Genomic DNA, 14,704 nt, shown 5'->3' with positions numbered 1-14,704 from the left:
AGCGTATTTGGATACGCGATGTTGAGTCAGAGCAACGCTTGAACGGGGTCAGTGCCCGTATTTGGTCGCTTCAATATTGTTCAAGATGCGATGGATCAGATAAGTGGCGATCAATGTAGCAACAATAGCAAATAAAATACTGCTAATGCGGTATAACGCATTGAATGTTAAGTCACTGGTTGGTGTCAGATACTGACCGAATAAAATCCCTAATGTGGTTAATCCTCCGAATCCAACCCCTGATCCACTCGCTTCTTTCATGTGCAGATAGCCGAATAACATGGTTCCGATCCACAGTAGTGGGATGACGAGCACCAACTGGTTAGAGCGATCGTATAAAAGAATTTGGCAGCTCAGACCAAAAACTACGCCTAAAATTGTCCCCATCGCTCTTTTTCTGGCATAGCCTAAAGCACCATTCCAGTTCATCGGAAACAGTAGTAACAGGCTGGTGGACTGTGCTGACATCGAATCACTGAGATTGAAGACCTGAAACACGAGAAACGAGCAGGTCGCGACCCCGGTTCCTAACAGAGTCTCATGGCGGAAACGATGAGATTGCTTGGGTTCCGACGGCGGTGGCAATTGTCTGGGCGTCACATCAGGGATGAGATAATGCATCAGATAGGCAATCCCAATCGCAAGGATATTCGCAACCATGTTACAGCTGATCATGTTATTAATATCGGTGGTTGAATAACTGGCGAAATGCAGCATGATACTCAGATTCAACACACTGTTTGCACCAAACAGGAATAACGGTCCGCGAGCCATACAGGCAAATTTGGAGAGAAACAGTAGCAACGCAATGGATGTCATCATCCCCGGATGCGCGCCGAATAAGCCTCCGAGTAGGCCGACTTCCAGAGTGCAGATCACCGCAGATGCAATCACTTGTCGGGCAATATGCCCGTTGAGTACCGGGATCATTCCCAGCAATAACATCGGAACGACGGTAAAAAAGACCCCGAAGTCCCAGCCAAAGTATTTACTAAAGGTAAAACCAAGGGTCGCGCCAGTGGCAATTCGTAAGCACTGCCGGAGATCGTTTTCATTGAGAGGATGAGTCCATAAGCGCATCTTGTTCTCCGGATCAGTAAATGTAATGCAATAGGCTCAGTGCATGAATTTGCATCCGCGCAAACCAAGCAAACACGGGTTGTTGGGGGATCAGTTGCACCGTTGCTCTGGCACCGGCTGGCAGGCACTTAGGCAGCGGCTGATTGAGAACGAGATGGAGTCGAATCCGTTGTGCATCTCTGACCCAACGATTAGAACTTGTCGGAGATGCAAGGGAACCGTTAGCATCAAACTGACCATTACTGACACCTGCATCGATAGTACTCACTCTGGCAGTATACAAGCGGCCCGGATCGCGATCGAAAGTAATCAGTGCCGGGTTATTGTGGCTAAAATTACGCAGACTTTTCTCTCTGAAATCCGCAATGATATCGAGTTTGTTATCGACCAGAGCAATCAGCGGTGTGCCTTTATTGGCGTAAGTTCCGACCATCAGTTGCAGGTTGGTGATAATGCCAGCATGTTCTGCTTTGATTTGGGTATAAGAGAGATTGAGCGCTGCTTGCTGAAGACGGTTTTGTGCCGTCTTCACCGTGACATTCTCATGTGTCGTCGTACCGCGACGAACCTGTAGTTCTTTCAGCCGGGCTTGTGCGGCCATCAGGTTTGCTTTTGCCGCAGTCGCATTACTCAATGCATCATCACGCTGTTGCTGGGAAACACCATTGCGGGCGAAGAGTTTATCCAACCGTTTGGCCTCGCGGACTTTTTGGTTGAATACAATTTGATTCGCTTCGGTCTCTGCTTGCGCGGCAGCAATCGATGCATCTAATTGTTGATTGTCCTGAATGGCTTTTTCCAAATCGATTTTGGCTTGCTCGACCGCAAGCTGATAGGGAGCCGGATCAATCTCAAACAAGATATCACCTTGCTGAACCTGTTGGTTGTTATGGACATAAACCTGATTGATTTGTCCGCTGACTCGGGGTGCAACTCTGGTAATGACACGGGTTGCCATCGCCTGTGGTGTCAGTGGCATCACGGTATCGGCCAGTAAAAAATAGGCAAAAAGAACGATGAAAATCGCACTGGCGTATTTCACCCAGCGTGCAAATTTTTGATCGGGGGTCATCTTGTGAAACTTCCTTCGTTGTTATTCTGGCTGGTGCAGGTTTTCCTGAGCATTATGTGCAATTTTTTCTAATGTCTTGCTCAGTTGGTTTAGCTCGGCCTCGTCAATATTGATAAGCATACAGTGTCTGACATGCAGCACTTTTTCTTCAATCTGCTTTAAAAGTTCTTTGCCACTGTCAGTTAAATGGACTATTCGGGCTCGTTTGTCGTATGGGCAACAATGGCGCTCGATGAAGTTTTGGTCTTCAAGCAGTTTCAAGGTTCTCATTAGTGAACCAAGTTCGATTTCAAGTGCGTCAGCCAGCGCTTTCTGGCTGACCTTGTCACCGAGACGTTGGAGTTTCCAAAGGGCAACCCAACGACTTTGGGTTAAGCCAAGCGGTGTAAGTTCCTGATTTGCAACGCTGTTCCACAGGCGAGCAGCCCGGGCAAGTTGCTCGGCAAGCGATAAATTCTTCAGAATATTCAGATCATCGACCATGATGGATTATCTCAATTACTAAGCGTGCTTAGTAACATATAGTAGTTAGCAAGCTAAGTAAATATTTTGATTCAAATCACAAATTTAATGTTAAATCTGTTGGTAAGCAACTGCACTCATTAGGGGTTCTGTTATCAACTTCACAGGGTGAGCGGGAACATTTGAGTTAGGGCTGGTATCTCACTAAATTAATTTCATAATCGGATTGTTACTGTGGTTCTGCTGAATAACCTGCGATCAATGAGGTTATCTGAGGACAATGCAGGCAAAACCTAGCTTTCCTGAAGTACTGCTTCCGGGAGCTAGGTTTTTTTATGGATACCCGGTTTTATGAGGGACGTGTGATATCAAAAGCATGCGCTCTGAACTCGGTTAGTCTGATGATTGAGTACAGAAGCCGAGGATGAATTTATATCCAATCGATGAAACGGAGAATACTTCAAATGAAAAAGAACCGCATTTATATGCTGGCACTCGCAATTGTGGGGTTGAGCTGTCATGTGTCTGCGCATGAGAATACGATAGTGGAAATCAAAGCTGGTCTCATGCAGGGGGAGCTCGATGGCTCGGTTATTTCCTACAAAGGTATCCCTTATGCACAACCCCCCGTCGGCGACTTACGCTGGCGAGCGCCACAACCCGTGAATGCTTGGGATGGTGTTTTACCAGCGAAAGATTATGGGAGTGACTGTATGCAAGAGCCTTTCCCGGGCGATTCTGCACCTCTCAGTGGCAAGTTGTCCGAAAATTGCCTGTTTCTGAATGTGTGGCAACCCGCAGAGCCAAGCCGGGTATTACGGCCTGTGATGGTATGGATTCACGGTGGCGGTTTTGTCAACGGTGGATCTTCTGCGGCAAATTACGATGGGACATCTTTTGCTAAAAACGGAATTGTGATGGTGAGTATCAACTATCGCTTGGGACGTTTTGGCTTTTTTGCTCATCCGGCTTTGACAGCAGCACACGAAGATCCTGCGCTGGGGAATTATGGACTCATGGATCAGATTGCTGCATTGCAATGGGTGAAAGACAATATTGCTCATTTTGGCGGAGATCCGAATCAGGTCACGGTTGTCGGTGAATCTGCCGGTGGTTTGTCGATTCACTCTCTTTTAACGTCACCTATGGCTGAAAACTTATTTGAGCGAGCAATTATTCAATCGGGAGCTGGTCGTCGCCATTTCAGTGGCCGTTATCTGAGTCATGAAAATGCATCCGGTGAAGCATCTGCTGAAACCGCTGGATTACTATTTGCACAGAAGTTTCATATCGAGGGGCAAGGACAGAGTGCATTGGACGCTTTGCGGGCGTTACCGGCTGAAGATGTTGTCGATGGTTTGAGCATGATGAATCTTAACGGTGTAACATACACCGGCCCGATGATTGATGAAACATTGATCACTGCACATCCCCAGAATATATATAACTCTGGGCGTGGGTTATCGGTCCCGCTATTGTTAGGGGCGACAACCTCAGAAATCCCGGTCTCATCTCCGTTTACCAAATGGCCTGAAACCGTAGACGAAGCATTAGCGATTTTTGGTCCGGTGGGGTCTAAAATTGCAAAATATGCCTATGGTGTGATCCCAGAAACGTCGGTAACGAAGCTGGTACTGGATATTATCCGGGATACGGGGATGGTCGAGCCCGCCCGCTTTGTGATGAAAGCTGCTGAGTCGCAGGGGCAACCGGTCTACGGTTATCGTTTTGGTTATGTGGCTGACGCCTTGAAGTCAACCTCGGAAGGGGCTGACCATGCCAGTGATATTGTTTACGCATTCAATACTTTACACGCTCAATATCATGATGCTGTGACTGCCGCTGATCAGGCAATGGCTGAGCGAGTTCATCAATATTGGGTTAACTTTATTCGCTATGGTAATCCGAATGGCTTAGGTGTACCACATTGGTCTCGTTACCGGAGTTGGGCCGACAATCTGATGATGTTCTCCAATGACGGCGCTGACCAATCCGGTATGGTCTTTGACCCTTGGAAAACCCGCCTGACGCTGATTGAGTCAATCCAGCCATCATTGTGAGCGACGGCTGTTATATGTACCAATAAATCAAGCAACAATAGAAGCGCACCTGAGGGTGCGCTTTTTGATCAACAAACGAGAGTGTTTTATTGTTTAAACCGTTGAATCAACCATTATAGTTTAAAGCGTCCGACAATATCGATCAGGTTATGGTTGACCCTGTTGATGCCTTCCATGCCCGATAGCGATTTCTCTCCATTCAGGTTTAATTCATTGACGATATCATTCAGCGCGGACATATTACGGCTAATCTCATGGGTGACACTGCTCTGTTCTTCTGCCGCTGTTGCGATTTGTGAGCTTAAGTCATTAATTTTATAGATGAAATCGGTCATTTTTTCTAGGCTGACCGCTACATTGTCAGAACCTGCAGAGGTCTCCTGACAACGCTCTCTGGTATGATCCATCGATTCGACAATAGTTTCTGTTCCCTTGAGCAGGCGAGACAGAGCTTCTTCGATCTCTTCGGTACTTTTCTTGGTTCTGCTGGCCAGATTTCTGACTTCATCCGCAACAACGGCAAATCCCCGTCCTTGTTCGCCGGCACGGGCTGCTTCTATTGCGGCATTCAGTGCCAGTAGATTGGTTTGTTCTGCAATGCTGCCGATCACGGTCAGAATGGAATGAATACTCTGAGTTTCATCACTCATATTCTGAATATGAGTTGAAGAGTTCTCAACATCATTCATTAACGCAGAGACGGTATGTTGAGACTGCGTCATGATGTGCCTTGATTCAGTGCTTGTATCATTGGCCTGTTGTGTCAGGTTGGCCGTATGGGTGGCATCGGATGCCATCGATTCGGCTGTTGCATTCATCTCTTCAATCGCGGTAACAACTTGCTCCGTTTCTATGACATGGCTTTTGAGGATCGCAGAATTATGTTCCGAAAGTTGCTTCATGTCGCCGATACTGGTTTGAAGCTGGCCCGATGCATTTTGGATTTCCCGCATCATCTCTTGCAAGTTACCAATGAACTGATTAATACCATCGGCGATCTGGCCCAGATCATCGCTGGAATGGACTTTCAGGCGCTGGGTCAGATCACCATCACCACGAGAGAGACCGGCAATCATATTTTTAAGAGAAATAATGGGACGATATAAGACTTGAATAACAAAGAAGGCAATGATCACACTCACGAGAGTGGCAATGATCGTTGTAGTAATGGCCGTATGTTTTGCCGAAGTAAGCCCTTTAAAGGCAACGGCTTTATTCAGACCAATGACAAAATACCAGTTTTTATTGGCAACCTTAATCCGATGCGTAAATAAAATTTTATCCTGCCCGTTCAGAGCATAATCTTGCACAGTCTGATCTTGCTGGACGGCTCTGGATACAGCGTCTTTGAACCAGTCAAAATCAGTCCCTTTGTCTCCGGGTTTCAAGATATCAGAAGACGAAGCCAACACGGTCATATCTTGATTCAAAATTAAAGCAACGGAACCTTCAATGTCGTTTGCGTTTTTAACCAACTGACTCAGAAAGTCAAGCTGCATATCAACACCGATCATTCCGTCTTTAATTTTCTGAACAATACTGACCCAGTAGATGTCAGGATTGGCCTCATCCGGATAGGGTTCAGTCATTGATGGACTCACGGCATTGCGACCATCTTGATAATAGCTCATGGTTCTGATATCCCCGTTGAATTTATGATCGGGCCAGGCATCACTGACCTGATTCCAATATGCGTCTCCGGTTGTTTCAAAACCGATAAATGAACTACCGGTATTGAGAGTGGTCGCAAAAATTTTTGCTTGGTTTATATAATCCTGAGGGGACTGGCCGGGAAGCGATGTATCTTTATACATGTCACCGATGCCCTTTATTCCAGCTATTTTTTCACTGATAAACTGCTCAACCAAATCTGCTTTATTGGTGGCGTAATCTGTTCCGGAAGCAATAATCAATTGAGATATTGTTTCCGCTTGTTTCATATACGCAATGTAATTGGAAACTGATACAGAGGCACCAACGAGCAAAATAACGGAAATAAGTAGTATCTGTTTAAGTCCGTACTTTTTCATATTGAATCCTTTCAGATAATTACCCTAATAACATTGTCGTCAGGAAATATTAAAAGTTTAGTATTATTTTGACAGTCGAAACAATTTTATTGTTATAAGTGTCAATAAAAGAGTATTTAAATTTGAATGGTTTGATATGAAATGTGTAATATGAATCGTATTGCATAAAAATAGCCATCCAAAATCTTGGGTGGCTATTAATACGAGATTGAGTGATCTACTGGGCCAATGTAGAGAGGGTGATATTGGTCAGTGAGAGCTCGCCATCAGTGACTCCGACACTCAGTTTGGTTCCGGGTTTCTGATACATTCTGACACTTAATGCCGTGCCGTTGATGTATAGCACTGCGATATCGTCATCAACAACCAGTTGTATTAAATATTCAGTCTTCTCTTGTAAGTCAACTGGCCTTTCGAGCCCTTTATTCATATATTGGAACCACGGCCAGTTCGGTGTTTTATCGAAAGTCAGCCGCTTTTCATTGAGGGCAAAACGGTATTCATAAGCCTCTTCTAGTTCGTTTCCGTAAAGGAAGACAGAGAATCCGCGAGTCCCCGGAGCGATGTTCACTGTCGCTTCAATGCTAAAACAAGTTGAGGTATCTTCTGCCAGAACCTGTACCTGATGTGAATCAACGGTTTGCAGTTGCGCATCGGCCAACGGCGTTTTGATACAAAAAGCATCCAGCACAGATTTGAGAGGTTTCACCCCCAGAGTATTATCGGTTCGCTGATAGACTTCCTGAGGAACAAACGTACCGCCCCATTCATAATTGCCTAAATCGTCATTGTTCTCTTTGGTCGGCACCCATCCAAAAAGCACGCGTCTTTCACCATCGGTTGCTGTCCGGCCTGCATAATATGCCCGGCCATCAAATGCATCATCTGCCGGGGCTAGCCAAGGGCCGTCTAAGCTCCGGCTCATACGGTAGATCATCTTATTCTGATCACTGAATTCAGAAACAATCAGATACCACCACTCGCCAATTTTGAATAGTTCTGGCATCTCAATCATAGTGAACAGGCCCGGATACCAGAAGTCCCCCTGAAATGTCCATTCCGTCATATCTTTACTGGTAAAGGAAACCAAACGTCCCGTACGTTTTCTGTTGTCCCCCGGTGCTCTGGCCCCCAGAACCAACAAGTATTCCTCTTTTTCGTCATTCCAGACAATAAAAGGATCTCTCCAGGCAAATACGTCGTATCCTTCCTGAGGCACAATTTGATCCGCATTCCCGTTCTTTTCCCAGTGAATTAAATCTTGGCTTGTCGCCTGCATTAATTTCTGAGAGGGGATTCCCTTTTTCTTAAATATCTTATTCGCGCCAGTATAAAAAGCAGTGTAAGTATCCTCTGATGTCTGATATACGCTGCCAGCGTAGATGTACTGATCCTGATCGTCATTTGAACCATGTTCTATTGAGGTGCCGTGTTCTTCATAATGGCGAAAATCCTTGGTGGTACATAATGACCAGCCAAAAGGTTCACCCATCGGGCCCGGATTTCGGGTATCTCGTTGATGGTACAAATAGAAAACACCATCTTTGCAATAAGGCATACAGTCACCAAACCAATGCCCGTCAGGCTGATAAAAAATCTTATACATAAAATAATCTCTTTTTATTCTCACTGAGAATCTGCGGTTAATGTTTTACGTTCATTACTATGAATAACGGAAATGAAGTAGGAAATGACAAAAGCGCTACCAAACGCAATGACCATACCTAATATATAATTCAGCAGGCTGCCTGGTTGAGCGATAACCATGCCGGGAATACCGGTCATTCCCACCGCGGTCATCCCTACTTTTGTGTACACAACAAAAGCACCACCTAATGCACCACCGATAAGTGCTGCCAGAAATGGTTTGCCATAGCGGATGTTGATCCCAAATATAGCGGCTTCAGTAATGCCCAACAAACACGAAATACCCGCCGGGACAGCAATTGCTTTAACTTTTGCGTCTTTTGCTTTAAACGCAACAGCGAGACACGCTCCGCCCTGAGCAACGTTAGCCATTGACCAAATTGGTAGCAGAAAGTTAACGCCGACTTCGGGATTGGTTAACAGGCCTGCTTCAATGGCGTGGAAGCTATGATGAATGCCTGTAATGACAATCATTGAGTACGTCCCGCCAAACAGCAATCCCGCAAGCCACCCAATATGTTGATAGATGAAATTCAGAGATAATGTAATCCCATCACCTAAAGCTCGTCCAACAGGACCGATAAATAACAGCGCAATGAAGCCTGTCAGAATGATAGTGACGAAAGGCGTCACGATCAGATCGAGGGAATCTGGGACGACTTGACGTAATCTCTTTTCCACAAAACTCATGAACCATGCAGCTAGTAGTACCGGGAATACCGTACCTTGATAACCTATCATCGCGACGTCGATGCCAAAGAAATCCATGGTATTAAAACCGGAGGCGACGCCCCAGGCATTCGTTAACGCTGGATGGGTTAGAATGCCACCAAGTACGGCACCTAAAAATGGATTTCCTCCAAATTCTTTCGCGGCGGTAAAACCAATCAGAATGGGCAAAATGATAAAAGCAGCGGAACTGCACATATCAAGCATGATGAACAGCGCACTATCTGGTGATACCCACCCATTGGAACGGACTAATCCGAGTAATCCCATCAGCAACCCGGCAGAAGCAATTGCAGGGATAATAGGGACAAAAATATTCGATAAAAGTCTGGCTATCCGCTGAAAAGGGTTAAGTTTTTGGGCTGCAATATTGGTTAAATTTTCCTTTGATGTTTCATTGATGCCGGTTTGAGAGACAAATTCAGCATAGACTTTATTGACTAACCCCGTCCCAAAGATGATCTGGATTTGCCCCGCGTTGATGAAGCACCCTTTTACACCATCGACATTGTCAATTGCCTCTTGATTCAACTTGCTTTCGTCAGCCAGAACTAATCTGAGTCTGGTTGCGCAGTGTGCTGCACTGGCGATATTGTCTTTCCCTCCCAGCAATGGGATCAGTTCACGGGATATTTTTTCTATGTTCATTGCGTGACCTTGTTGCATGTTTTTGTATTGGATGTATGGATTGTTTTAATTTGTATTCGATTTGTATTAGATATCACTATTTTTTAAATGACAAATAGGACAAATAAAAAATGAGATAATGATCAATATTCGCAATTAGATATAAATAGATAACAAATAATGTGAAATAATCTGGTGGATCACATTTGTTATGCTGTTAATTGAATAGGTTCTTGATTTGTTTGAATTCTGTATGCTAGTTTTAGCCGAGATAAGGAGAGAAAATGCTGTATAAAAAAGTGATGCTGGATCTGAAATCTCGGATTGACTCGGATGAGTTGAACATCGGTGATATGTTACCGACGGAAAAAGCACTGATAGAACATTACTCGGTCAGTCGGAGTACGATTCGTAAAGCTATCGATGAATTGGTGAAACTAGGATTAGTTGAGAAGAGACAGGGCTCAGGGTCGAGTATTGTTAGCAAAACGTTAGCAAATTCAATGTCAAATTTGGTTACAACCCAAGAAATGCTCGCGAACTCAGATAAGAGTTTGGTGTATAAAGTTGTCGAGTTTCAGTTAATGTCAGCGGATAAAGAAATTGCAGAATTCTTAAAAGTTTCGCCATCGGAAAAAATTTACTTTATTCGTCGAATCAAGTTGATTAATGAGGTGCCTTCGATATACGAAGACTCCTATATTCCGGTTACGCTACTTCCTCAAATTAATCTGCTCTCCTTAGAAGGATCCAAATACAGCTATCTGGAAAATGAGCTAGGGTTTGAGATTGATGGTGCAATTCAAGATTTTGAAGCGATCATGCCAGATAAGGATATCTGTGAGACATTGAACGTGTCGCCGGAAAGACCATTGATTCGTATCCATTCAATCGGGAGACTCAAAGATGGGCGAGTTTTTGAGTATACGAGAACAAGCTTAAATCCTGAAACCTATACCTATAAACATTATTTAAAACGTTAATATAGAAAAGAAATCAGTCAACTGAGTGATCTCAAAAGGGTCACTCTCCCAAGCTAAAATGAGACACTTAAAATTTTTGGCGTCTGGTGGGGTTGATATGTACATCTTCCTTACTTTTTTCTAGTCCACATACCTGAATGATTCTTCCATGTTTTCGAAGGAGTTATTCAATAGATAAGGGTTTTATCACGAGTCTGTTGAGTCGTATGATCAAGTATCTAAAAAGTTGCGAGTAAAGAGAGGCAATCATGAATCATACGATAATGCCGACACTGTTTGTTTCCCACGGTTCACCGATGATGATTGTTGAACAATCTGAAACAACAGAGTTTTTTAAACGAATGGGTCAGAACATCCCAAAGCCGAAGGCGATTGTCATGTTTTCTGCCCATTTTGATGTGGATGGCCCGGTCATGATTACCAGTGGGCAAACCTTGGGAACCATTCATGATTTTTACGGTTTTCCTCAACCGCTTTACGAGGTTGAATACCCGGCTCATGGTGCACCTGATTTAGCGCAAAAGGCCGGTGAATTGTTGCGCAATAGTGGTTTTTCCGTCGAACTGGATGATACTTTGGGGCTGGATCATGGGGCATGGGTTCCGCTGCAATATATGTTTCCGCATCGGGATATTCCGATTGTCAGTATCTCTATTAATCGTCAGGCGAGTGCTCAGACCCACTATGAGTTAGGGCAGGCTTTATCTTCTCTGCGACGAGAAGGTGTTCTGTTCATTGGTTCCGGTGGTATCAGCCATAATCTGAGAGCGGTATTCTCTGAATCCAAGGATCCGGAAAGCATTTATAAAATGCAAGTGTTCACGGATTGGATCGCCGAGAAAGTAGAGCTCCGGGATGTTGACGCAATTAATCAATATTTACAAACGGCACCTCATGCGCTGTTCAATCATCCGACGCCGGATCATTTCTTACCGCTTCCCTGTATTCTGGGAACCAGTGACACATCCGAAAACGGGCAAGTGTTGCATCGTTCGGTTGATATGGGGCTGCTGGCGTTGGATGCATACGGGTTTGGGTTTGCGGCGTAGAATATAGTGTGATTTTCTGCTAATTCCGGATTCACTGTGACCGATCTTAATGGAAATAGTGGCTCATGTATGGCAGAGCAAGCAGCCGGAATGATAATCAAACTGGCTACTCTTGATGAATCAGGCCCGACAAGGGCCTCGATTGAGTGGATATCTTATCAGGTGAAGAGGGTTTTATCCCAATGTTAGCGCATCTCTTGCTAGGATAAACCCACCGATAATTGCCGCCTCGTTTTTCAGTTGAGGTCTGACGATATAATCATCAATGTCGGGGATTTTAATATAATGATTTAACTGTTGATTAACCGAAGCTTTGACCATCTCCAATACATGTTCCTGTTGCATGACTCCGCCACCCAGTATGATTTTTGCCGGAGATAGAATCAGACTATATGTAACAATAGCTTGCGCCAAGTAATAGGCCTCAACCTCCCAGAGAGGATCATCTTTGCCAATTTGATTCGGTGTCTGATAGGCTCGTTCAGCCAGAGCCGGTCCGGATGCCAGACCTTCTAAACAATCGGTGTGATAAGGACATATTCCGGCGAACGTATCCGACGGAAAACGTTTGACGGCGATATGTCCCAGCTCCGAATGATGATACCCATTGAATATCTGCCGATCCACAATGACTCCGCCACCGATTCCGGTGCCGACAGTGATATAAATACAGCTGTGTTCGCCAACCGCAGCACCGCATTTTAACTCTCCCAAAGCCGCGATATTGACATCAGTATTCAGGGCGATCGGGATGCGATATTGTGCTTGTAGTGCACCGAGGATATTAAAACCTTTCCATGCGAGTTTAGGCGTCGATTCAATATATCCGTAAGTCGAGGATGACAAATTCAGATCGAGGGGACCAAAACATCCGACCCCCATAGCAGCAATCGAATATGACGAGAAAAAATCAGCTATTTTCCCCAGTGTCTCACTCGGATCTGTGGTTGGGATGCTGATTTTATCAATCAGATTCAGATCCTGATCAGAAACTGCCGCAATAAATTTCGTTCCACCAGCCTCTATTGCACCTAACATGAATGTATCTAACATAAAAGCCCCGTTTAATTATCAATAAAACACGGCAATAATACACCTGTGCAATATCACTTGTGATATAACATATGGATTGGCATATTAAGCCGTGATTAACTTTAAATAAACTTTATAAGTTGCGTTAAGAATAATAACTATTGAATGTAAAGTTCGACTTTATTTATCGAATTAAATAATTTCATTTTTGCTCGGATAACTTCTTTGGCCGCATCAATACAATCAGGATAAATAACATTTGGATCCCACCAACTATGTTCTGAAAGAATTTCTCTACATTTATCAAAATAAGCCGCTTTCATATCACTTGAAATATTCACTTTCTGAATACCGATTTCAATCGCACTGGCAATCTCTTCATCGGGATTTGCTGAACCGCCGTGTAATACCAGAGGGATATCAACTCGGTTTGCAATATCTGTCAAAATATCCAGTTTTAGCTTGGGTTCCATATTTTTCGGATAAATACCATGTGCGGTTCCGATGGCTACGGCTAGCGTATCGACACCGGTTCGGGTTACGAAGTCTTCTGCCTCGGCCGGATCGGTATATATGACTTTGCTCACACCACCTTCTACTGAGGTTCCTGTAGAACCGATGGTGCCTAACTCCGCTTCAACAGAAACCCCGATGGAATGCGCTGCTTCAACCACTTTTTGGGTTAACGCCACATTATCTTCATAAGGGAGCAGCGAACCATCGATCATCACTGAAGTAAACCCACAACTGATCGCCCGCATGACATCATCAAACGAACCACCGTGATCTAAGTGAATGACAAAAGGAACCGGACTATTTGACGTTCTCTTCACCACATATGCAAAAAAATCATCGGTTAAAAATGATAATTCTGTCGGATGGATAGAAATGATTGCCGGAGCCTGACAAGCTTCTGCTTCTTCAACCACTGCACGTACAAAGCTACTGTCTGCCACATTAAAAGCACCGATGGCGAATTTATTCTTCTTGGCAACTGATAATAAATAATTCATTGAAACTAACATAGATAAATTCCTTATAAATTTAACTTTAATGATATAAATAATTACTCAGCAAGGACTTGCCTTCGGATCCAGAAATAGAAATATAATGCTTGATTATTTCTTTGCTCTGTTCTTCAGCTTGCCGAATAACTTCCCAATAATTTTTATTTGGATTCTCATGGAGCTGGTCTTGAATGCTATTCACATTGGCTTTCATAAAATCACTACCCACGTTAATTTTATTAATGCCTAATGTAACGGATTGTTTGATATTTTCAGCACCTACTCCAGAGCCGCCATGTAAAACCAAAGGCGAATGAGTCGCTTGTTTTATTCTTGCCAGAATATCGAAATCCAATTTCGGCACCACGCCTTGTGGATAGTGTCCATGTGAAGACCCATATGAGACTGCCAAAGCGTCAATCCCTGTCTGATCAATAAATTTTTTCGCTTGGTCGGGATTAGTAAACATAGCTTCATTGGTGTAGTCTCCAGACATGGTCAGGCCAATATTCCCCAGCTCGCCTTCGACACTGACATCATATATTTTGGCAAAATCCACAATTTCTTTGGTGTAACGGATATTTTCATCAAATGAATATTTCGATGCATCGACCATCACACTTGAAAAACCGTCAGCTATGCATTTTTTGATTAAGCCAATATCTTCTCCGTGATCCAAATTTAAAGCGACATCAACATTGGCCCGACTCGCCAGTTCAATGACCAGAGGTGTGATCAATTTACTGTCACAGTGATGACATAGGTGTTCCTGAACAATATCGATAATAATCGGAGCACGGAGTTCCTGCGCAGCTGATATTACACTCCTGACAGTTTCCAGGTTGAAGCAGTTTATTGCCATGACCGCATAATTTTGCTGATTTGCCTGAGATAACATCTTTTTCATAGAGACATACATGTGATTT

The 14,704-nt window shown here is 44.1% G+C and carries 12 protein-coding genes; 3 read left to right on the top strand and 9 right to left on the bottom strand.

The window, feature by feature from the left end; all coding sequences use genetic code 11:
- Positions 1-48: 48 nt before the first annotated feature.
- The 3 genes from AC55NX_RS08065 to AC55NX_RS08055 are packed head-to-tail and all read right to left on the bottom strand — an operon-like array spanning position 49 to position 2,635.
- Positions 49-1,080 carry a DUF2955 domain-containing protein gene (locus AC55NX_RS08065; RefSeq protein ID WP_496995250.1) on the bottom strand — a complete coding sequence of 344 codons (1,032 nt, stop codon included), beginning with the start codon at positions 1,078-1,080 and terminating at the stop codon, positions 49-51.
- A gap of 13 nt (positions 1,081-1,093) precedes the next feature.
- A complete protein-coding gene (locus AC55NX_RS08060) occupies positions 1,094-2,152 on the bottom strand; it encodes an HlyD family secretion protein (RefSeq protein ID WP_496995249.1) in 1,059 nt (352 codons plus the stop codon).
- Between the two features lie 21 nt (positions 2,153-2,173).
- Positions 2,174-2,635: a MarR family transcriptional regulator gene (locus tag AC55NX_RS08055; RefSeq protein WP_496995248.1), complete on the bottom strand. Its 462-nt coding sequence runs from the start codon at positions 2,633-2,635 to the stop codon at positions 2,174-2,176.
- A 443-nt stretch (positions 2,636-3,078) separates the two neighbouring features.
- Here AC55NX_RS08055 and AC55NX_RS08050 point away from each other — a divergent pair, with 443 nt between their 5' ends.
- Positions 3,079-4,674: a carboxylesterase/lipase family protein gene (locus AC55NX_RS08050; RefSeq protein ID WP_496995247.1), complete on the top strand. Its 1,596-nt coding sequence runs from the start codon at positions 3,079-3,081 to the stop codon at positions 4,672-4,674.
- A gap of 113 nt (positions 4,675-4,787) precedes the next feature.
- Here the strand turns inward: AC55NX_RS08050 and AC55NX_RS08045 are convergent, their stop codons facing one another.
- The 3 genes from AC55NX_RS08045 to AC55NX_RS08035 all read right to left on the bottom strand — a co-directional run bounded on the left by AC55NX_RS08045 (position 4,788) and on the right by AC55NX_RS08035 (position 9,728).
- Positions 4,788-6,704 carry a methyl-accepting chemotaxis protein gene (locus AC55NX_RS08045; protein ID WP_496995246.1) on the bottom strand — a complete coding sequence of 639 codons (1,917 nt, stop codon included), beginning with the start codon at positions 6,702-6,704 and terminating at the stop codon, positions 4,788-4,790.
- 217 nt (positions 6,705-6,921) lie between these two features.
- Positions 6,922-8,310 (bottom strand): hypothetical protein, encoded by a 1,389-nt coding sequence (locus AC55NX_RS08040; protein WP_496995245.1) that lies wholly within the window; start codon positions 8,308-8,310, stop codon positions 6,922-6,924.
- A gap of 20 nt (positions 8,311-8,330) precedes the next feature.
- The gene (locus tag AC55NX_RS08035) at positions 8,331-9,728 is read right to left on the bottom strand and encodes a sucrose-specific PTS transporter subunit IIBC (protein WP_496995244.1); all 1,398 of its coding nucleotides are present in this window, start codon (positions 9,726-9,728) and stop codon (positions 8,331-8,333) included.
- 263 nt (positions 9,729-9,991) lie between these two features.
- Between AC55NX_RS08035 and AC55NX_RS08030 the strand changes: the two genes are divergently transcribed.
- Positions 9,992-10,690 (top strand): GntR family transcriptional regulator, encoded by a 699-nt coding sequence (locus tag AC55NX_RS08030; protein ID WP_496995243.1) that lies wholly within the window; start codon positions 9,992-9,994, stop codon positions 10,688-10,690.
- A 248-nt stretch (positions 10,691-10,938) separates the two neighbouring features.
- Complete coding sequence (locus tag AC55NX_RS08025; RefSeq protein ID WP_496995242.1) at positions 10,939-11,739, top strand: dioxygenase family protein; 801 nt, start codon at positions 10,939-10,941, stop codon at positions 11,737-11,739.
- A gap of 174 nt (positions 11,740-11,913) precedes the next feature.
- Here the strand turns inward: AC55NX_RS08025 and AC55NX_RS08020 are convergent, their stop codons facing one another.
- The 3 genes from AC55NX_RS08020 to AC55NX_RS08010 form a co-directional block, all read right to left on the bottom strand.
- On the bottom strand, positions 11,914-12,792 hold the full coding sequence (locus tag AC55NX_RS08020; RefSeq protein WP_496995241.1) for an ROK family protein: 879 nt from the start codon (positions 12,790-12,792) through the stop codon (positions 11,914-11,916).
- Positions 12,793-12,929: 137 nt separating this feature from the next.
- Complete coding sequence (locus AC55NX_RS08015; RefSeq protein WP_496995240.1) at positions 12,930-13,784, bottom strand: ketose-bisphosphate aldolase; 855 nt, start codon at positions 13,782-13,784, stop codon at positions 12,930-12,932.
- A gap of 37 nt (positions 13,785-13,821) precedes the next feature.
- A complete protein-coding gene (locus AC55NX_RS08010) occupies positions 13,822-14,685 on the bottom strand; it encodes a class II fructose-bisphosphate aldolase (RefSeq protein WP_496995239.1) in 864 nt (287 codons plus the stop codon).
- Between the last annotated feature and the right edge of the window lie 19 nt (positions 14,686-14,704).

The sequence above is a fragment of the Vibrio rubrogenes genome (assembly GCF_059641415.1).
This window is presented reverse-complemented; position numbering and strand designations above follow the sequence as displayed.